The sequence below is a fragment of the Streptomyces sp. NPDC054847 genome (genome assembly GCF_053610925.1).
The window spans coordinates 1-18,112 of the sequence record NZ_JBSGZJ010000106.1 but is presented as its reverse complement, the minus strand read 5'-3'; the positions used below and the strand labels follow the sequence as shown (position 1 = coordinate 18,112).

Annotated in this window: 16 protein-coding genes; 7 read left to right on the top strand and 9 right to left on the bottom strand. The window is 70.8% G+C overall.

The window, feature by feature from the left end; genetic code table 11:
* Positions 1 to 51 precede the first annotated feature (51 nt).
* Both ACWGH4_RS14035 and ACWGH4_RS14030 read right to left on the bottom strand, forming a co-directional pair.
* On the bottom strand, positions 52 to 1,380 hold the full coding sequence (locus tag ACWGH4_RS14035; RefSeq protein ID WP_453459876.1) for a cellulase family glycosylhydrolase: 1,329 nt from the start codon (positions 1,378 to 1,380) through the stop codon (positions 52 to 54).
* Between the two features lie 430 nt (positions 1,381 to 1,810).
* Positions 1,811 to 2,776 carry an ROK family protein gene (locus ACWGH4_RS14030; RefSeq protein WP_453459873.1) on the bottom strand — a complete coding sequence of 322 codons (966 nt, stop codon included), beginning with the start codon at positions 2,774 to 2,776 and terminating at the stop codon, positions 1,811 to 1,813.
* Between the two features lie 483 nt (positions 2,777 to 3,259).
* Between ACWGH4_RS14030 and ACWGH4_RS14025 the strand changes: the two genes are divergently transcribed.
* Complete coding sequence (locus ACWGH4_RS14025; RefSeq protein WP_453459870.1) at positions 3,260 to 3,817, top strand: DUF3291 domain-containing protein; 558 nt, start codon at positions 3,260 to 3,262, stop codon at positions 3,815 to 3,817.
* A gap of 291 nt (positions 3,818 to 4,108) precedes the next feature.
* On the opposite strand, the gene ACWGH4_RS14020 is transcribed toward ACWGH4_RS14025, so the two are convergent.
* Together ACWGH4_RS14020 and ACWGH4_RS14015 are read right to left on the bottom strand one after the other, a co-directional pair.
* A complete protein-coding gene (locus ACWGH4_RS14020; RefSeq protein ID WP_453459867.1) occupies positions 4,109 to 4,519 on the bottom strand; it encodes a VOC family protein in 411 nt (136 codons plus the stop codon).
* A gap of 127 nt (positions 4,520 to 4,646) precedes the next feature.
* Complete coding sequence (locus tag ACWGH4_RS14015; protein ID WP_441262373.1) at positions 4,647 to 5,045, bottom strand: winged helix-turn-helix transcriptional regulator; 399 nt, start codon at positions 5,043 to 5,045, stop codon at positions 4,647 to 4,649.
* Between the two features lie 142 nt (positions 5,046 to 5,187).
* Between ACWGH4_RS14015 and ACWGH4_RS14010 the strand changes: the two genes are divergently transcribed.
* From ACWGH4_RS14010 to ACWGH4_RS13995, 4 genes are all read left to right on the top strand, one after another.
* Complete coding sequence (locus tag ACWGH4_RS14010; protein WP_453459863.1) at positions 5,188 to 6,033, top strand: NAD(P)H-binding protein; 846 nt, start codon at positions 5,188 to 5,190, stop codon at positions 6,031 to 6,033.
* Positions 6,034 to 6,241: 208 nt separating this feature from the next.
* Entirely contained in the window at positions 6,242 to 7,177 is a 936-nt protein-coding gene (gene hemC / locus ACWGH4_RS14005; protein ID WP_441262371.1) for a hydroxymethylbilane synthase, read from the top strand.
* An 816-nt stretch (positions 7,178 to 7,993) separates the two neighbouring features.
* Entirely contained in the window at positions 7,994 to 9,508 is a 1,515-nt protein-coding gene (gene hpnR, locus ACWGH4_RS14000) for a hopanoid C-3 methylase HpnR (RefSeq protein WP_453459859.1), read from the top strand.
* 149 nt (positions 9,509 to 9,657) lie between these two features.
* Entirely contained in the window at positions 9,658 to 11,706 is a 2,049-nt protein-coding gene (locus ACWGH4_RS13995; RefSeq protein WP_453459856.1) for a SpoIIE family protein phosphatase, read from the top strand.
* On the opposite strand, the gene ACWGH4_RS13990 is transcribed toward ACWGH4_RS13995, so the two are convergent.
* Genes ACWGH4_RS13990 through ACWGH4_RS13980 form a run of 3 tightly spaced genes read right to left on the bottom strand, consistent with a single transcriptional unit; the run spans position 11,678 to position 14,350 of the window.
* Complete coding sequence (locus ACWGH4_RS13990; RefSeq protein WP_453459853.1) at positions 11,678 to 12,709, bottom strand: NAD(P)/FAD-dependent oxidoreductase; 1,032 nt, start codon at positions 12,707 to 12,709, stop codon at positions 11,678 to 11,680. The genes ACWGH4_RS13995 and ACWGH4_RS13990 overlap by 29 nt on opposite strands.
* Complete coding sequence (locus ACWGH4_RS13985; protein ID WP_453459850.1) at positions 12,706 to 13,221, bottom strand: isoprenylcysteine carboxyl methyltransferase family protein; 516 nt, start codon at positions 13,219 to 13,221, stop codon at positions 12,706 to 12,708. The genes ACWGH4_RS13990 and ACWGH4_RS13985 overlap by 4 nt, the downstream gene beginning before the upstream one ends.
* Before the next feature lie 10 nt (positions 13,222 to 13,231).
* A complete protein-coding gene (locus ACWGH4_RS13980; RefSeq protein ID WP_453459847.1) occupies positions 13,232 to 14,350 on the bottom strand; it encodes a type III polyketide synthase in 1,119 nt (372 codons plus the stop codon).
* A gap of 96 nt (positions 14,351 to 14,446) precedes the next feature.
* On the opposite strand from ACWGH4_RS13980, the gene ACWGH4_RS13975 reads away from it, so the two are divergent.
* Together ACWGH4_RS13975 and ACWGH4_RS13970 are read left to right on the top strand one after the other, a co-directional pair.
* Positions 14,447 to 15,256, top strand: a complete 810-nt coding sequence (locus tag ACWGH4_RS13975) for a UbiA family prenyltransferase (protein WP_453459844.1) — start codon at positions 14,447 to 14,449, stop codon at positions 15,254 to 15,256.
* A 278-nt stretch (positions 15,257 to 15,534) separates the two neighbouring features.
* Positions 15,535 to 15,666 (top strand): hypothetical protein, encoded by a 132-nt coding sequence (locus tag ACWGH4_RS13970; protein ID WP_453459841.1) that lies wholly within the window; start codon positions 15,535 to 15,537, stop codon positions 15,664 to 15,666.
* Positions 15,667 to 15,673: 7 nt separating this feature from the next.
* Here ACWGH4_RS13970 and ACWGH4_RS13965 read toward each other — a convergent pair whose 3' ends face one another.
* Both ACWGH4_RS13965 and ACWGH4_RS13960 read right to left on the bottom strand, forming a co-directional pair.
* Positions 15,674 to 16,744, bottom strand: coding sequence for an aldose epimerase family protein (locus ACWGH4_RS13965; RefSeq protein WP_453459838.1), 1,071 nt, complete (start codon positions 16,742 to 16,744; stop codon positions 15,674 to 15,676).
* A 178-nt stretch (positions 16,745 to 16,922) separates the two neighbouring features.
* Entirely contained in the window at positions 16,923 to 18,014 is a 1,092-nt protein-coding gene (locus ACWGH4_RS13960; RefSeq protein WP_453459835.1) for a LacI family DNA-binding transcriptional regulator, read from the bottom strand.
* Positions 18,015 to 18,112 lie beyond the last annotated feature (98 nt).

Below are 18,112 nucleotides of genomic sequence, written 5' to 3'. Positions count from 1 at the left end.
ACCCGGTCGGGGCCCTGGAGCGTTCCGGTGCCCGGCAGGAGGAGTGTCCCGTCAGCCCTTGGCGCAGGGCGTGCCGTTGAGGGTGAAGGCGGCGGGGATCCCGTTGGCGCCGCTGGAGGAGCCGTTGAGGCCGAAGCTCACGCTGCCGCCGGCGGGGACGGTCTCGGTCCAGGGCTCATGGGTGGCACGGACCTGTGCCCCCTGCTGGACGACCTTGGCGTTCCAGGCCGAGTTGACCCTCTGGTCACCTGGGAAGGCGAAGTCGAGCTGCCAGCCCTTGACGGCGGTGGTGCCGGTGTTGCGGATCGTCACATCGGCGTTGAAGGAGCTGCCCCAGTCGCTCAGCCGGTACGTGACCTGGCAGCCGCCGGCCGCCGGGCCGCCGGTGAAGACGCCGGCCTCGCGTGCGGTCTGCTTGATCCCGTCGGCGCCGTTGAAGATGCGCTGACCCCAGGGGCTGAGCCGGGAGGCGTTGAAGCCGGTGGCCATGTCGAGGTATTCGACGCCGCCACCGTTGCCGCTCCACGACCAGCCCATGTAGCCGACGTCGAGCTGCTCGGCCGTCGCCATGATGGCGTCCTCGTCGGGGTTGCCGTCCGAGTGGGCGTCGCCGAATTCGCCGACGAGGATGGGAAGTCCGTTGGACACGAACCGGTTGAGGTAGTCCCTGACCTCGGTCGCGGTGTCGAAGACGCCGTACATGTGGATCGAGAACATGGTGTTCCGGTCGGGGTCGGCGGCGAAGACGCCGGCCGCGTTGTCCCGCATGCTGAACGACCAGTCCTGGCCCCAGTTCGGCGCGTCCACCATGAGGGTGTGGTCGAATCCGGCGGCGCGCAGCCGTTTGATCGCGTCGGTCGTGCCGGATGTCCAGGCGCTGTATCCGGAGTTCCCGTAGGGCTCGTTGCCGATGTTGAGGATGACGTACTTCTCCTGGCCCTTGACCGCGGCCTGGACGTCGATCCAGTAGTCGACCGCGCGGGAGAGGGGAACCGCGGCACCGGCCTCGCCGTACCCGGTCGTGTCGTGCGCCTCGAGGACGCAGACGAGCCGGTTCGCCTTGCACTGCGCGACGACGTTCGCGATGTCGGCTGCGTCGTTCCTGGTCCACTGGTCGCCCGTACTCAGTACGACACGTACGGAGTTGGCACCCAGCGCCTTGATGTCCTTGAGCGCCTGGGTCGTACGGCTCGGATACCAGGTGTGGGCGTGGTTGACGCCCCGCAGGACGAAGTCGTTGCCGCCGGCGTCCAGCAGCCGGCCTTCGCTGATGTGGAACCCGGACGCCGCCTCCGCCGAGTGGGCCGGGGCGGGGGCGGCGAACAGGGTGGCGGCCATGGCCAGCAGCGCTCCCGCCGCGGTGGCCAGTTTCCTTCTCATGGTCTGCTCCCAACGTGGTTGCACGCGTGCGTCGGGCGCGGTGGCCCGGGCGCGCGGAGGTGTCATGTCGTTCGGACGCTCTTGTCCCCCTGCCGCAATGCATCCGGAGTCCGGATTCGGAACTCTGCACGTCCGGAATTCGGCAGGTATCGCGAGGGATACGCCGCAGGGCGGGACAGGGTCCCCGCCGACCGGGTATTGACTGCGGCTCCCACCGGTCGGCGGGAAGAAGAGGTCACACGGACTGCCGCCTTTTGCCGGTCGAAGCAGTGTCGAGCGGTGGCAGTTCGTCTTTTCGTGCGGGCGACTGGAAGAGAGGCTAGGCGTCGAAAGACATGGACACAACACTTGAAGCCAAACCGGTTAAGTTTAGTAGTTGTTCATCTCGGCCGGCTCCGTGGACACCGTTCGCGCCACTGCCCGCACCCCCTTACGGGTGGGGCGCCGCCACCTGCACGGCCGGATGGCCGGCAGCGGCCGACGCGGCGGCCGCGGCCCCGATGAGCCCGGCGTCGAGGGCGAGCCGGGCCGGCACGATCGGCACGTCACGGGTGAAGTCGAGCACGGCGTAGTCCGCCATGCGGCGGCGCAGGGGCGCGAAGAGGGTGTCACCGGCCTGTGCCACGCCGCCTCCGATCACCACCAGGTCCAGTTCGACGAGAGCGGTCGTCGCCGCGATCGCCGCCGCCAGCGCCTGCGCGGCGCGCTCGTACGCCGCTTGCGCACGGACGTCCCCGGCTCTGGCCGCGGCCGCGACCGCCGCGGCGTCCGGCGTCGCACCGGGCGGGGCGGTCCAGCCGGCGGCCCGGGCGTGGGCGGCGATGGCGGTGCCGCTGGCCAGCCCCTCGACACAGCCGGGCGCGCCGCACGCGCAGAGGGGCCCGTCCAGGTCCACGGTGATGTGGCCTATGTGGCCGGCGTTCCCCGAACGCCCGGGGTGGAGGCGGCCGTTCAGCACGAGTCCGCCGCCGACGCCGGTCGACACCACCATGCACAGGGCGTTGTCCACCCCGCGGGCCGCGCCGAGCCAGTGCTCGGCCGCCGTCATCGCCACGGCGTCACCCACCAGTACGGGACGGAGACCGAGCGGCGTCCGCGGATGCGCGCCCACCCGCTCGACCAGCGGAAACCGGCGCCAGGCGGGGATGTTGACCGGGCTCACCGTGCCGGCCGCCATGTCCAGGGGACCGGCGCTCGCGATTCCGAGACAGGACAGCGCGTCCCATGCGCGGTGTGAGGCCAGCTCGTCGAGCACGGCCGTCACGGCGCCCATCAGCTCTTCGGCCGGCCGCCGGGCGGGGGTGGCCCGCTCGGCCCGCACGAGCAGCCTGCCCTCCTCGTCCACGACCGCGCCGGCGATCTTCGTGCCCCCGATGTCCAGTGCTCCGTACACCATCACGTTCGCCCTTTCCCTGGAGGGAGCGGATCCATCACTCCGGGGCGTTACTGTGCACCGGATTGACAACGTTGTCCAGTAAACGGTTTAGTAGAGCAATTGTTTAGTCAAGGACGGAAGTTGCTTTTCGATCCCGGCTCCGCCCGGCCGGCTGGTTCCTGTCCGGCGAATCAGGCGATTGCCAGGGTTCCCGGAGCATTGTGCTGCGCGTGGAGTGGGACTTGCGGACGCGGAGCGGGCCCGCCCCAGCACCCGCAATGACCGGCGCAAGAGGCCACTTGGACGGGGAAAACGCAACTTCGACATGGCCCGCAGAGACAGCTACCTTCACCTGGTCTTCGGCGATCGCCCACGGTCGCACAGGACTTCCTTCAGGCTGAGCCGCCCGCGACGGGACGAGTTGATCGCGCCCCACGGATCCTCGCCCCGTGCGTAAGCCACCGAACCGGGTCCACACCAGGCACCCCGACCAGGGAGAGACGCATGCCCCATCTTGTGCTGTACACATTCGGCGTCCTGAAGTCACCTCTCGCCGATCCCGGACCTCTCACGCGCGATCTCTACGACAGTGGTGAGGCCGTCTACCGGAAGATCAGCCGGCACCCCGGGTACCTCGCGCGTGCTGAAGCGGCAGACGGTGACCGGGGCATGCTCTTCGAGGCGGACTGGGGTGCATGGGGAGAGTTCGCCGTACCGACTTGGTACGGCAAGGGCCACACGGTGGAAACCACCGCCCTGGCCGCGACCCTCTCACTCTGGACCGACCTGCGCCCCGCCTTCGACGCCGTCTACACCGGGCTGCACCGTGAGGCGCTGAACAGGCGTTACGACTGGTTCGAGAGGACAGGGCACCCAAATTACGTGATCTGGTGGATCTCCGACGGCGCGATACCCACCTGGCAGGACGGGGTTTCCAGGCTGGAACACCTCCACGACCACGGCTCCGCGCCGCACGCCTTCACCTTCCACCACTCGTTCGGCCCGGAGGGAACTCCGACCAGGATCGAAGGCATCGGGCCGAAGAGCGACCACGTTCGCTGACAGGCATTGACCGTCACAGCGCCTCAGCCCTTGGCGCAGCTCCCCACCAGGCCGGGGGACACGCTCAATGCCCACACGTCGCCCGCCTGGTGAGCGTCCTGATCATCGAGATCATGGGCGCCGGCCCCATACGGGTCGGGGTCGCTGATGACGATTCGACGTAGACGACACCGTGTCAGGTCCGCAGTCCATGGCGGGGATACCGGACGGGGCTCGCTGCTCAGCCCTGAAACCCAGACCACCGGCCCCCTACAGGTCGCCGCCTCGCCGAGCGGTGCGCGCGGTGGTCCGTCAGCGGACCGGCTGGCCGAGTCCCAGCATGTTGCCTTCGCTGTCACGGAACCAGCACCCGAGCTCGCCCTTCGCGCCCTTGCTCGGATAGTTCCCCTGGACCTCGGCGATGCCGTCCACGGTCTTCAGACCGGGCAGATCGACTTCTTCGAACACCACGCCGCGCCGCTTGAGCTCGTCCATGGCGGCCCGGAGGTCGTCGACCTCCAACGCCATCTGCGTGAAGGTCCCGGGCGAAGCTCCCGCGGACCGGAACAGGGCGAAGTCCGCGCCCCCGCAGCGATAGAGGAGCCCGCCCGGGCGCTCGTCGACGGGTTCGAGCCCGAGCTTCTCGGAGTAGAAGCGCCTCGCTCGCTCCAGGTCCTGCGCCGGCAGCCGAACGGCCACGCGCGCGCTGTCGAGGATCCCCATGTCGCCTCCATCCATCGGTCCGGACACACCGTGGTAACGGGTCGTCGGCGCGATGGGCAACGGGCAGCGGCGCACACGGCCCGGCATCCGGGGGACCCGGCGGCGGGACAGCCGCCGACCACGTGAATCAGCGGACCGGAACGGTGTCGTAGTCGTGCCGCGCCTGCTCGACCTTGTCCAGGTTGTCGGCGGCCCATTCGGCCAGGTGCGCGAAGAGCGGGGCGAGACTGCGGCCGAGTTCGCTGATCTCGTACTCGACCCGAGGAGGGACCTCGGGATGGTAGGTGCGTACGACGAGGCCGTCGCGTTCCAGTTGCCTGAGCCGCTGCGTCAGCACCTTCGGGGTGATCCTGGCGATCCGCCGTTCCAGTTCGACGAATCGCTGCCGCCCGTAGGTGTGCAGGCTCCACAGGATCGGTGTGGTCCACCGGCTGAACACGATGTCGACGACCGGCCCGATCGGGCAGGCCAGCTCCGGGTCGGACGCGGCGGGCGGCGTCCGGGTCGCTTCGCGTGCCATACACATCCCTATCGGTTAGCCACTTTCCTGTAGGTACCTACTATACCGCCGGTGTTAGCGTCCCCACATCGCCCGGACAACAGGTCGGCGGCACTCCGGCCCGTAGCCCGTGCATCGGTAACCACATTGGAAATACAGGGGAGTTGTCATGATCGTAGTGACGGGGGCGACCGGCAATGTCGGACGCTCGCTGGTACAGGTCCTCGCGGCCGGCGGTGAGCGGGTGACCGCGACGTCCCGGACCATCAAGGACGCGGACGTCCCGAAGGCCGTCCCGCACCGGGCGGCGGACCTGACCGACGCGGAGAGCCTGCGCCCCGTGTTCGACGGCGCCGACGCGTTGTTCCTGCAGAACGGCGGTGCGAGCGCGCACCTGCTGAACCCTTACGAGATCCTGGACGTCGCCAAGTCCGGAGGAGTCGGCCGGGTCGTCCTGCTGTCCTCCCAAGGAGTCGCGACCAGGCCGCAGTCGGCCTCGCACGGGGACACGGGGCGCACGATCGAGGACGCCGTACGCGAGTCCGGCATGACGTGGACGATCCTGCGGCCCGGTGGCTTCAACTCCAACGCGTACGCCTGGGCCGAGACGGTCCGCGCGCACCGGAGCGTCGCCGCACCCTTCGGTGACGTCGGCCTGCCCACCGTCGACCCGGACGACATCGCCGAGGTCGCCGCCGTGGCGCTGCGTGAGGACGGACACGGCGGACGCATCTACGAGTTGACGGGACCCACGCCGAGCACGCCCCGGCAGCGGGCCGCGGCGATCGGCGAAGCGCTCGGCGAACCGGTCCGGTTCATGGAGCAGACCCGCGAAGAGGCCCGCGAGGAGATGCTGCGGTTCATGCCCGAACCGGTGGTGGAGATGACCCTGGCCATCCTCGGCGAACCGACCGGCGCGGAACAGCGCGTCAGCCCCGATGTCGAGCGTGTTCTCGGCCGTGCGCCGCGTACCTTCGCCGACTGGTCGCGGCGTTACGTCGCCGCGTTCCGATAGGGCTGACGGGTCGGGGCCGTGCTTCCGGCCGGTCCTTCCCAGGCGCGCGATCCGGCGGGCGCAGCGGGCGAACCGGCGGGCGACGGCCGGGCTGCACCGGCGACGACGGCCCGCGTCCTGCCGGCGGCACAGCAACTCACCGTATCGGGACGGGGCGCGTCGGTGTCCGGGACCGTAGCGCCCTGTCCCGCGGTCTATCGTGGACGCCATGTCCACCCCTGACCGGATCCGCATCGTCTCCCGCGACTCCCCCATGGCGCTCGCCCAGGTGGAGCGCGTCCGCGCCGAGCTGGCATCACTCCACCCCGGCATCACGACCGTGGTCGTCCCGGTCAAGACCACCGGCGACAAATGGATGGGCGACCTGTCCCTCGTCGAGGGGAAGGGCGCGTTCACCAAGGAGGTCGACGCCGCTCTGCTCGCGGGCGAGGCCGATCTCGCGGTGCACTGCGTCAAGGATGTGCCCGCGGACCGGCCGTTGCCGGCGGGAACGGTGTTCGCGGCGTTCCTGGAGCGCGACGACGTACGCGACGCGCTGATCCACCCGGGCGGCCTGACGCTCGACGAGCTGCCCGAAGGCACCCGCATCGGCACCTCGTCCGTGCGCCGCACCGCCCAACTGGCCGTCTCGCACCCGCACCTGGAGTGCGTGCCGATGAGGGGCAACGCCAACCGGCGCCTGGAGAAGCTGGCCGCGGGCGACGCGGACGCGCTGCTCCTGGCCGTGTCGGGACTGGAGCGCATCGGGCGGGCGGACGTGATCACTCAGACGCTGTCGACCGAGGTGATGTGCCCGCCGATCGGCGCGGGGGTCCTGGCCCTGCAGTGCCGGGAGGGCGACTCGGCGCTGATCGACACGGTGAGCGACCTGGGCCACCCCGGCACGCACCGCGAGGTCACGGCCGAGCGCATGTTCCTCCATGTGCTGCAAGGGCACTGCAACAGCCCCATCGCGGGCTACGCCCGGTGCGAGCGGAACGGTGAACTGTCCCTGCGGGCGAAGGTCTTCTCCCCCGACGGCAAGGTGATCCTCAACGCCCACGAGTGGGCCGGGCGCCTCGACCCCGCCACCCTGGGCACCTCCGTCGCGGTCGCGCTGCTGCGCCAGGGCGCACGGGACCTGATCGACGGCATCCCCCACTGATCTCCTGCACAAGGACCGCCTGGGCGCCGGACGTTCGGCACCCGCTGAGCTGACACGGTGAGCTCAGCGGGTGAACTCCCGTCGCACTCATGGCGGGTTCGCCCCATGGGCGCGGGGACGAAATGCCTCGGCCTGCCGCTCGCGGCAGCCCCGCCCTGGTCACGTGAGCCTGCCTCCCGGCGGCGCCGCCACCAACGACCGCTGTTCGTGGTGGAACGCCCCTTCACCGTCCGTCGTCAGGTCGGCCATCGTGGTGACGGCGCCCGCGATGAACGACACCTTGCGAGTGAGGAGGCGGGGACCGCTTCTCCGTCCTGGCCCACGGGTCACGAACAGCCCGGGGGGCTACGGACCTGCTGTCAGGCCGGCGTCATCCTGCGTCATCCGCCCGGGGATACCACGACTCACGGCGGTCACGACGTACATGGCCCTGTCCGTGCACCATAAGCATCCTGGCACCGATCGCCCCGGCGCCTTTCGTCGGTCCCGTCGGCCCCGGTGTGTGCCGCGCGGCACCTGCTCCGGATGACGGGTCCGAAACGGACGTGCAGGAACTCCCGCTCACACGGACGCCTGCCGCCGTATGCGCAGCCGCCCCCACTCCGGCCCGTGACGTGCCGCCATGCGAGTCGGAAACGAGACACGAAGGGCGCTCTCCTCCGTCAGGTCCCGCGACTCGGATGTGACGAGGTGTTTGCTTGCCGACATCTCATGCCACCGTCTCGCACTCCGCAGCGCGGCCACGAGGTGGACCGACAGGCCTGGAGTGCTCGCACAAGGGTGTGGGTTTTCCTCTTCTACGAATTGGAGGCCGGCATGCGGTTGCTGTTGATTCATCCGAGCGCGCTCATGTATTCGGAGATCTTCCTGCGTCTGGAGCCGCTGGGTCTCGAGCGTGTCGCGGGTGCGGCACGGGAATCGGGTCATGAGGTGCGGGTGATCGACCTGCAGACCGAGTCGCATACGGCGCTGTCGCGCCTTGTGGAATCCTTCCGGCCGGAGGCCATCGGCGTTTCTCTCAATTACCTGGCGAACATTCCCGAGGCGATCGAGATCGCCCAGGACGCCAAGCGGAGGCTGCCCGGCGTCTTCGTCTTCTTCGGGGGACACAGCGTGTCCTTCGTCGCCGACGACGTCCTGGAGCAGGCCGACGGCGCCGTGGACGCGGTGGCCCGCGGCGAGGGTGAGACGGCGATCGGGCCGCTCCTCGACGCCGCCCGCGACGGCGGTCTGTCCTCCGTGCCCGGGGCGGTCACCCTGGAGGGCCGGGGCCCGGCGCCCGCGATGCTGCACAGCATCGACTCCCCTCGCCCCGCGCGCGATCTCCTGCGGCACCGCCGCCGCTATTTCATCGGCGAGCTCGACCCCTGCGCCTCCATCGAATTCACCCGCGGCTGCCCCTGGGACTGCTCTTTCTGCTCCGCCTGGACCTTCTACGGCCGCAGTTACCGAAAGGCTTCTCCGCAGGTCGCCGCGGAGGAAATGGCGAGCATCCGGGAGCGGAACGTCTTCATCGTCGACGACGTCGCCTTCATCCGTCCCGAACACGGCGACGGGATCGCCGCGGAGCTGGAACGCCGCCGTATCCGCAAGAGCTATTACCTCGAGACCCGTGCCGATGTTCTGCTGCGCAACAGGGAGATCTTCGAGCGCTGGTCACGTCTCGGCCTGAAGTACATGTTCCTCGGTATGGAGGCGATCGACGCCGAAGGGCTCGACCTCTACCGGAAGCGCATCAGCCCTGATGAGAACTTCCACGCCCTCGAGACGGCGCGGAAGCTCGGTATCACCGTCGCCATCAACCTGATCGTCGATCCGGCATGGGACCGGGAGCGGTTCCGGGTCGTCCGGGAATTCGCCCTTTCTGTTCCGGAGATCGTCCACCTCACCGTGATGACTCCGTATCCGGGGACGGAGATCTGGCACACCGAGGCACGGAAGCTGACGACCCGCGACTACCGGCTCTTCGACATCCAGCACGCGGTCGTGCCGACGACCCTGCCCCTGGAGGAGTTCTACCGCGAGCTGGTGCGCACGCAGTCGGTGATCAACCGCAAGCACCTCGGCCTGCGGACCGCGTTCGGCGCGGGGCGCGTCCTGGCGGCCAACCTGGCCCGGGGCCAGACGAACTTCGCCCGGATGCTGTGGCGCTTCAACCGGGTCTACAACCCCGCGCGGCAGATGGCGGACCACGGCCGCCCGGTGCGCTTCGAACTGCCGCTGCCCCGGCACGTCGAGGTGGAGGACCGCCGGCAGCTGTACATCCACGCGAAGCCGACACCGCAGGGCCGCAAGGACGCCGCACAGAACCCCGACGCCGTGCCCGAGTAAGGCGGGACCCGTGCCGGGCCGGGCCCGACCACGGAGTCTCGGATAGGGTGATTTGGTATTAAATGATCCATTTGTAGTGAGGTCTCATATTGGACGCTCACCGGTCGGCGGGCCAGGTACCGCCCGTAGGCGCTGTCGGATACGCGGGCGTGCTCCGCGAACTGCTTCCGATCGCGCTGTGGAGGGAAGACGCGGAGGGACGCGTCGTGGAGTGGTCCCTGGCCGCCCAGGACCTGCTCGGGCACCGGCCCGAGGACATTCTCGGCCGGCCCGCGTCCGCCTTGCTGGTGCCCGAGGGCAACGGCCCCCTGGCCGATCAGCTCACGCGCCGCGTCCACGCCGGGGAGACCGTGGTCGGGACCCTGTCCGTGCGCCATCGTGACGGCCACCGCGTGACCATGGAGATGTGGATCGTCCCGGCCGCCGACGCGCAGGGACAGCCGGGGGCCCTCCTTATCGCCATGGAGACTTCGCAGGTGCTGCGTATGCGGGAATCGCTGGCGGCCCTGGAGAGTCTCTTCACCCAGTCGCCCATCGGCCTGGCCACCCTCGGCACCGATCTGCGTTTCCTGCGGGTCAACGACGCCCTTGCGCGGATGAACGGTGTCTCCGCCGCCGAGCATCTGGGCAAACGGCTCTCGGAAGTGGTGCCCGGCGTCAACGCCGCGGGACTCGAATCGACGATGCGGGAAGTTCTGGACCGGGGCACCGCGGTCGTCGACGTCCGCCGTACCGGCCGGACCGCCGCCGACCCGGAGCGGGACCGGACCTGGTCCTGCTCGTACGCTCCGCTGGTCGACGGCTCGGGCCGGACGCTGGGGCTGATCGCCTCCCTCATCGACATCACCGAGGGCCAGCGGGCCGAGATCGAGGCCGAGCGCGCCCGGCGCCGCTTCGCCCTGCTCGCGGAGGCCGGTACCCGTATCGGCACCACCTTGGACCTGCGACAGACCGCGGAGGAGGTGGTGCAGGTGCTGGTGCCCCAGCTCGCCGACTCGGCCGACGTGCAACTCCTCGAAGAGCTCATCGAACCGGATGAGTCCGCGGCGTCCACGCACGGTGTGGTCCGCCGGATGGCCGCCACCTTCCCGGATCCGTCCGCCCCCACGGCGAACCTCGTGCCCGGCATGACGTCCCGGATTCCGCAAGGATCCCTGTACGAACGGGTCATCGCCGACGGGCGTCCGACCGATCTGTACCGCTCCGACGTGCCGGCGTTGATCACCGATCCCCGGGCCGACGACCTGCGCTCGTACCTCAAGACCCTCGGCTCGGCGCGGCTGATCCCGCTGGTCGCGCGGGGCAAGGTGCTCGGAGCCGTCGTGGTGACGCGGCTCAGCAGTCACGAGCCCTTCGACGAGCAGGACTGCGTCCTCATCGACGAACTGGTCGCACGAGCGGCACTGAACATCGACAACGCGCTCATGTACACCCGCCAGCGCGCGGCGGCCCTCACTCTGCAGCGCAGCCTGACCAACAGCGAGCTCCCCACGGTCGGCGGCCTCGAACTCACCGGCCGCTATCTGCCCGCCAGCGAACACGATGTCGGCGGCGACTGGTTCGACGTCATCACGCTGCCCGGGGGCAGAACCGGACTGGTCATCGGAGACGTCATGGGCCACGGCATCCACGCCGCGGCCGTCATGGGGCAGCTGCGCACCGCGGTGCGGACGCTCGCGCGGAGCGACATCCCGCCCGCGCAGGTACTCCGCTCGCTCGACGCCGTGGTGGCCGACATGGGACAGGACGAGATGGCGACCTGCGTCTACGCCGTCCACGATCCCGTCTCCGGCGGATGTCTGATCGCCAGGGCCGGCCACCCTCCGCCGGCCGTCGCGTCGCCCGGCGGAGCGATCACCTACCTGGACGGCCCTCCGGGCACTCCGCTGGGAACGGGAGGGCAGGACTTCCGGGCCGAGCGGATCCCGCTGCCTCCGGGCAGTCTGCTGGTCCTGTACACCGACGGCCTCATCGAGACCCGCGGCCGCGACCTCGATCAGGGCCTCGGCCGACTGGCCCATGCGCTGCGGGACCATGATCAGCAGCCGCTGGAGGAACTCTGTGACGGCGTCCTGCGGCAACTGCTGCCCGTACGCCCGCAGGACGACGTCGCGGTGCTGATGGCGCGGCCGCAGCACTTGCGGGACGGCGGCGGGGGCGGGCATCCGGTCACGCGAGGGCGTTCACCGCGGCGGTGAAAACGCCCGGGAGTCTTCTGGCCGTGGGAACGATCAGCCGGGCCAGCAGGGGCTGCTGCCGGGCCCGCACGAGCCCCTCGGTCAGGAACCTGTGTCGCCGGGTGGCCGCACGCCAGGCCGACTCGTAGGCGGCGGGCGTCCCGCGGCGCAGATGGTCGACCAGCACTTCGGCGCCCGTCAGGGCCAGCGAGAGACCTTCCCCGGTGATCGCGTCGATGTATCCGGCGGCGTCGCCCACCAGCAGCACGCGACCGTGGACGCGGGCGCCGGCCGACTGCCGCAGCGGGCCCGCGCCGCGGACGTCCGTCACGGCCGCCCCGGCGTGGAACCGGGCGGCGAGTTCGGGGAAGCCGGCGAGCTGCGCGCCGAACGATGAGCGCCGAGACGTCAGCAGGGCGACGCCCACGAGCCGGGGGCCGAGCGGTGTCACATAGGCCTCCCCGTGCGGGCCCCAGTGGACTTCGACGTACGGGGACCGCGACGGCACCGCGTAGTGCCGGCGCAATCCGTACCGAGGCGTGCCGCGGCAGGTGGTCACCAGTCCGAGCGACCGCCTCACCGGCGAGTGGAGGCCGTCCGCGGCGACCAGCCATCTGGCGCGCAGGCCGGTGCCGCACTCGGTCACACCCGTGGCGTCCTGGGACACGCCTGTGACCCGGAGAGGCAGTACGGGGACTCCCTCGTCGACGACCGCCTTATGGAGGGCCAGGTGGAGACTGGTGCGGCGCACGCCGAGGCCGTGACCCTGCCGGAACGCCGCCTCTACCGCGCGCGTGCCCTGCACGTAACGGATGCCGGCGATCGGCTGGCCGGGGACCTTCAGGCCCAGCGCCTGCAGCGCCCGTACCGCGCCCGGCATGAGTCCCTCGCCGCACGCCTTGTCGATCGGCGCTGTGCGCGGCTCGGCCACGACGACGTCGAAGCCCGCCCGCGCGGCGTGCAGCGCGGTGGCCAGGCCGGCGGGCCCGCCTCCGACGACCAGGAGGTCGTGAGCCGGGCTCATGCCGGCACGGCCTGGGCGAGGGCGGTGTTCTCGCAGCGGACGCGGACGCCCATCAGTACCGCGTTCGCCGCGGTGAGCACGACGGCCGTCAGCCAGGCGGAGTGCACCAGTGGCAGGGCCGCGATCTCCGCGACGACGGCGACGTAGTTCGGGTGGCGGGCGAAACGGTAGGGGCCGGCCCGGACCAGGCGCGCTCCGGGAACGACGATGACACGGGTGTTCCAGTAGGGGCCGAGGGTCCTGATGCACCACCAGCGCAGTGCCTGGGCCAGCACGACGACGCCCAGCATGGACCAGCCGAGGGCGGGGACGAACGGCCGGTCGGCGATCGCCACCTCGATCAGGCAGCCCGTGAGCAGAGCCGTGTGAAGGGCCACCATGACGGGGTAGTGTCCGCGGCCGTGCTCGACGCCGGCACGGGCCAGGGTCCAGGCGGCGTTGCGCCTGGCGACGACGAGTTCCACGACGCGTTCCGCCGCGACGGCGGATACGAGCACGGTGTACCAGAGCATCAGCGTTTCCTCACCAGCGCAGGAGGACGAACTCGGTGCAGAACCCGGGGCCCATGGCGAGCAGTACGCCCCAGGTCCCCGGTGCGGGACGCCCGGTCGTGCCGATGTCCTCGAGAAGCCTCAGCACGGAGGCGGAGGACAGGTTCCCCACGCTCGCCAGTGACTTCCAGGCGGACTCCAGGGCGCCTTCGGGCAGGTCGAGCGTGTCGGCGACCGCGGAGAGCACCTTCGGGCCCCCCGGGTGGCAGATCCAGGTGCCGACATCGTCCGGGCCGAGGCCGTGGGCGGCGAGGAAGGCCCGCAGGTCCGGGCCGAGGCGGGCCCGGACGATGTCGGGGATGCCGGCGTCGACGACGACGCGGAAGCCGCCGGCGCCGATCTGCCAGCCCAGCAGGTGTTCGGTGTCCGGGTACAGCCGGCCCTGCGTGGCCACCACCCGCGGCCGGCCGGCGTCCGGCCCCGCCGCCCGGCCGCCGCGGGCGACGACTGCTGCCGCGCCGTCCCCGAAGAGTGCCCCCGCCACGAGGTTGGCGAGCGATCCGTCGCGCTGCTGGAGGGTCAGCGAACAGAGTTCGACGCTGAGGAGTACCGCGGTGTCCTCCGGATGGCCGCACAGGTAGTCGTGGATCCGGCCCAGACCCGCGGCGCCCGCAACGCATCCCAGTCCGAAGACGGGGATCCTTTTCACGTCCGGCCGCATTCCCGTCCGAACGGCGAGGCGGGCGTCGAGCGACGGAGCGGCGACTCCGGTGATGGACGTGCAGACCAGGAGGTCCACGTCCGCCGCTGTGATCCCGGCGCTTTCGAAGGCGCCCACCAGTGCTTCCTCGCCGAGCGCGAGACCCGCCTCGATCCACGCGGTGTTGGACCGCCCGAAGTCGGTCAGCCCCGGGTACCGCTCGATGGGCAGGGCGAGGTGACGGGTACGCACTCCCGCCGAGCGGTGCAGGCGGCGCAGCAGGCCCCGGTCCTCGCCCGGCGGCAGGCACAGATCACCGATCAGCTCGGTCAGGTCGCTCTGGGCGTACCGGTGCGACGGCAGAGCGGTCCGCACAGCGACGACGGTGGTGGTCCGGTTCGACGCGAAGGAGGGGGCGGGGGCCATTTCGTCGAGCGCGGGGACACGCATACCGGGATGTCTCCTCACGGTCGATCCGGTCATTACCTTGCACTCGTGTCTCTATACCCCTGCGCGACTTCCCCTCGGGCGACACACCGGCTACTGGTGCTGCTGCGTGCGTGCCACCCTGAGGCGACGGTCGCCGTGACGGTGTTCGTCACCGCGCTGGCCCTGTCGGCCGGCCGCGGGCCCGTCGGTTCGCTGGGCGTCGCGGCCGCGGTGCTGGCCGGACAGCTCTCCGTCGGGTGGTGCAACGACGCCGTCGACGCACGGCGGGACACCGCGGTCGGCCGCCGGGACAAACCGGTGGCCGCCGGCACCCTGGCGCAGCACGTGGTGGCGAGGGCAGCCGCGGTGGCGCTGGCTCTCTGCGTGCCGCTGTCCCTGCTCAGCGGGGTGACGGCGGCGACGGTGCACCTGGCCGGAGTGGTGGCCGGAGGCTGGGCCTACAACCTCCTCCTGAAAGGCACCGTGCTCTCCCCGCTCCCCTACGCCCTCGGGTTCGCCTCACTGCCCGCGTTCGTCACGCTGGGACTGCCGTCCCAGCCGTGGCCAGCCTGGTGGGCGACGGTCGGGAGCGCCGTGCTCGGCGTCGGGGCACATCTCGTCAACGTCCTCCCGGACATCGACGACGATCTCGCGACCGGTGTCCGGGGCCTGCCGCAGCGCATGGGGCCCACCGCGTGCCGGTGGCTCGCTCCCGCGGTGATGCTGACGGCTCTCGGCGTGCTCACCGCCGGGCCTCCGGGCACGCCCGGGGTGATCGGACAGGCCGTCGCCGCCACGGCCGGGTGTGCGGCGGTGGCTGCCACGGCCGTTCGGCACGGCAACAGGAAGTGGCCTTTCCGGGCCGCGATCGCTGTGGCCGCGCTGGCGGTGGTTCAACTGCTGCTGCGGGGCGCGGACATCTCCTGACACCACGGACGTGCGTTGCCGTGGCGGGCGCTCGTGGAGCAGCGGTTGAGTACCCGTACTCACGCCTGTCGAGTGCCGGCAGGAACACACTTCCCGCATGGGGATGGCGCGCACTGGGCGGTCGACCTCGCGGTGGCCGTGGGGACGGTACTGGTGGTATTGGGCTCGGGGTTCGGGTGCTGGGCCCTGACGTTCCTCATGAACTTCAACGGGTTCCTCGGCCCCCGGTCCGGGGGGCGAGGGCAGTCGGTGCGGCGGCGGCGCTGACCGCCACTACGGTGGTGATCCTCGGGGGCCCGCTGCTGTTCATGTGGCTCGGGGCGGGCCGGGGGCGGTGGGTCACGGTGGGCACCCAGGGCCTGCTGCTGATCGCCGCGGCGGCGTGGCTGCGGGCAGCCCTGCGACAGTGACGGGGGATCACGTCGGCAGGTGCGGGAAGCGGAACTCGGTGCGGCTGGTCAGCGTCGCGCCGGGGCGCAGGACGGTGCTCGGGTAGTCAGGACGGTTGGGCGCGTCAGGAAAATGCTGGGTCTCCAGGCACACGGCGCTGTGGCGGCCGAGGCTGCGTCCGTGGCCGTCCATGAGTGAGCCGTTGAGCTGGTTGGCGGTGTAGACCTGCAGTCCTGGTTCCGTCGTCCACACCTCCATGACCCGTTCCTCGGCCGGGGCGGTGAGCCGGGCGGCGCGCCGCAGAGTGCCGGCGGGGGCGGCAGACAGGACCCAGCAGTGGTCGAAGCCCCCGGCCCGTTCCATCTGGGCGTCCGGTGCCGACAGCCGGTCCCCCAGAAGCGCGGGTGCCGTCAGATCGAAGGGCGTGCCCGCGACGTCGAGTGCCGGGCCCGTCGGGATGCCGTCCTCGCGGACCGGCAGGTACGCGGGGGCGTCGACCTGAAGGGTGTGGGCCAGGATGTCGCCGGTTCCGGCGAGGTTGAAGTAGGCGTGGTTGCAGAGGTTGACCACCGTGGGCCGGTCCGTCTCCGCGGTGAAGGACAGGGAGAGGGTGCCGGAGGGGTCGAGCGCGTAGGTGACGGTGACATCGAGCGCGCCGGGAAAGCCCATCTCGCCGTCGGGGCTGTGCAACGAGAGCCGCACCGCCGCCCTGTCGTACTCGACCAGCGGGGTGGCGTGCCAGAGCTTCGTGTCGAAGCCTTCCGGACCGCCGTGCAGTGCGTGCCCGCGGTCGTTGACGGGGACGTGATGGGTCGCCCCGTCGAGGGTGAAGCGGCCATGGGCGATGCGGTTGGCGTACCGGCCGATGAGGGCGCCGAAGTAGGGGCTCTTCTCCGCGTACTGGTCGGCGGAGGGCAGGGAGAGGACCACGGAGGCGGTGTCGCCCGCGGTGCCGGGCACGCCGAGTGCGTGCAGGATGCCGCCGTAGGTGAGGACCTCGGCGTACACGCCTGTGCCGGATTCCAGTCGCCACAGGCCGATGTCCTCTCCGCTCGGTGTACTTCCGAACGGCCTGTGCTGCGCGGTGGGTCGGGGCATGTTGAGTCCTCGTGGCGGATGGTGTCCCCAAAGAACACGGTGGGCCGGTGGGGGCGGATCGCGGTGGTCGCCGGGATCGTGCCGGAGCGTCGCGGGGCTGATGCCGGGTCGCCGACGGGCGGATTCCGGGTCGTCGTCGGGCGGGTTCCGGGTCGTCGTCGGGCGGGTTCCGGTCTCTCTACGTCGCCGGTGCGGGACCGGCTTCCTGAACCGGTACGGAGCCGGCTTCATGAACCGGTTCGCGGGCGGCCTCCCGCGCCTCTGCGGGGCCGGTCGATTCACGCACCACGAGCCGGTAGCCGGGTCTCGCCCTGCGCGGCTCAGCCATGACGTGACCGGCGAGCCGTTCGACAAGACTCTCCACGGCCAGCCGGGCGATGGCCTGCTTGTCGGGAGAGATGGTGGTGAGTGTGACGCTGCCGTAGCGGCTCTCCTCGATGTCGTCGAAGCCCACCACGGCGACGTCGTCCGGGACGGCGAGTCCGCGTTCGGTGAGCGTGCGCATCGCTCCCATGGCGATCAGGTCGTTGTAGGCGAACACGGCGTCCGGCTGCCGGCCCCGGTCGAGCAGAGCGGCCATGGCGGCGGCGCCGTCGGCGCGCCCGTAGCCGTCGGTGGCGACGACGAGCGTCTCGTCCGGTTGCCGGCCGGAGGCTGCGAGTTCCTCGCGCCAGCCGCGCAGTCGCAGGTGGGCGGGCCGGCGCTCGCGGTCGGTGCGTGAGCCGAGGAAGGCGATGCGCTCGCGGCCCAGGTCCAGCAGGTGCCGTACGGCGGTGCGGGCGGCGGCCACGTTGTCGATGGCGATCTGGTCGTACGGCGCCTCGTACTCCCGCTCCCCCAGCAGCACCAGTGGCGAGGTCTCCTGACGGCCGATCAGATCCTCGGTCTCCAGATGAATGGGGCTGAGGATCAGTCCGTCGATGACGTGCGACCGGAACTCCTGACTGACCAGCAGCTCCCGCTCGCGCAGGCCGGCGGTGTGATCGACGAGCACCGTGTAGTCGTGGCGGGCGGCGGCGTCGATGACGGCGCCGGCCAGCTCCGCGAAGTAGGGGTTCCCGAGTTCGGGAACGGCGAAGGCGATGATGCCGGTGCGCCCCTTGCGCAGATGGCGTGCCGTGAGGTTGGGACGGTAACCGAGTTCGTCGATGGCCTGCTGCACCTTGGCGCGCATGTGCGGTGTGACATGGGGATAGTTGTTCACCACGTTCGACACGGTCTTGATCGACACGCCTGCCCGCTGCGCGACGTCCTTGAGGCTCACGCCCACGGCACTCCTTGTGTTCGACTCGAGCCGACCGGAAGGCGGCCGGATTGTCCGGGCTCGGGGTGGTCGCCCCGGGCGGCGGCCCGCGGCCCCGGTCCCCG

Excerpts from the sequence above, each read along its gene's own strand:
- ACWGH4_RS14015 (WP_441262373.1), bottom strand. The coding sequence starts at position 5,045 with ATGTGTATGGCACGCGAAGCGACCCGGACGCCGCCCGCCGCGTCCGAC.
- ACWGH4_RS13980 (WP_453459847.1), bottom strand. The coding sequence starts at position 14,350 with ATGCGTGTCCCCGCGCTCGACGAAATGGCCCCCGCCCCCTCCTTCGCG.
- ACWGH4_RS13990 (WP_453459853.1), bottom strand. The coding sequence starts at position 12,709 with ATGAGCCCGGCTCACGACCTCCTGGTCGTCGGAGGCGGGCCCGCCGGC.
- hemC (WP_441262371.1), top strand. The coding sequence starts at position 6,242 with ATGTCCACCCCTGACCGGATCCGCATCGTCTCCCGCGACTCCCCCATG.
- ACWGH4_RS14020 (WP_453459867.1), bottom strand. The coding sequence starts at position 4,519 with ATGGGGATCCTCGACAGCGCGCGCGTGGCCGTTCGGCTGCCGGCGCAG.
- ACWGH4_RS14025 (WP_453459870.1), top strand. The coding sequence starts at position 3,260 with ATGCCCCATCTTGTGCTGTACACATTCGGCGTCCTGAAGTCACCTCTC.
- ACWGH4_RS14035 (WP_453459876.1), bottom strand. The coding sequence starts at position 1,380 with ATGAGAAGGAAACTGGCCACCGCGGCGGGAGCGCTGCTGGCCATGGCC.
- ACWGH4_RS13965 (WP_453459838.1), bottom strand. The coding sequence starts at position 16,744 with ATGCCCCGACCCACCGCGCAGCACAGGCCGTTCGGAAGTACACCGAGC.
- ACWGH4_RS13985 (WP_453459850.1), bottom strand. The coding sequence starts at position 13,221 with ATGCTCTGGTACACCGTGCTCGTATCCGCCGTCGCGGCGGAACGCGTC.
- ACWGH4_RS14010 (WP_453459863.1), top strand. The coding sequence starts at position 5,188 with ATGATCGTAGTGACGGGGGCGACCGGCAATGTCGGACGCTCGCTGGTA.
- hpnR (WP_453459859.1), top strand. The coding sequence starts at position 7,994 with ATGCGGTTGCTGTTGATTCATCCGAGCGCGCTCATGTATTCGGAGATC.
- ACWGH4_RS14030 (WP_453459873.1), bottom strand. The coding sequence starts at position 2,776 with ATGGTGTACGGAGCACTGGACATCGGGGGCACGAAGATCGCCGGCGCG.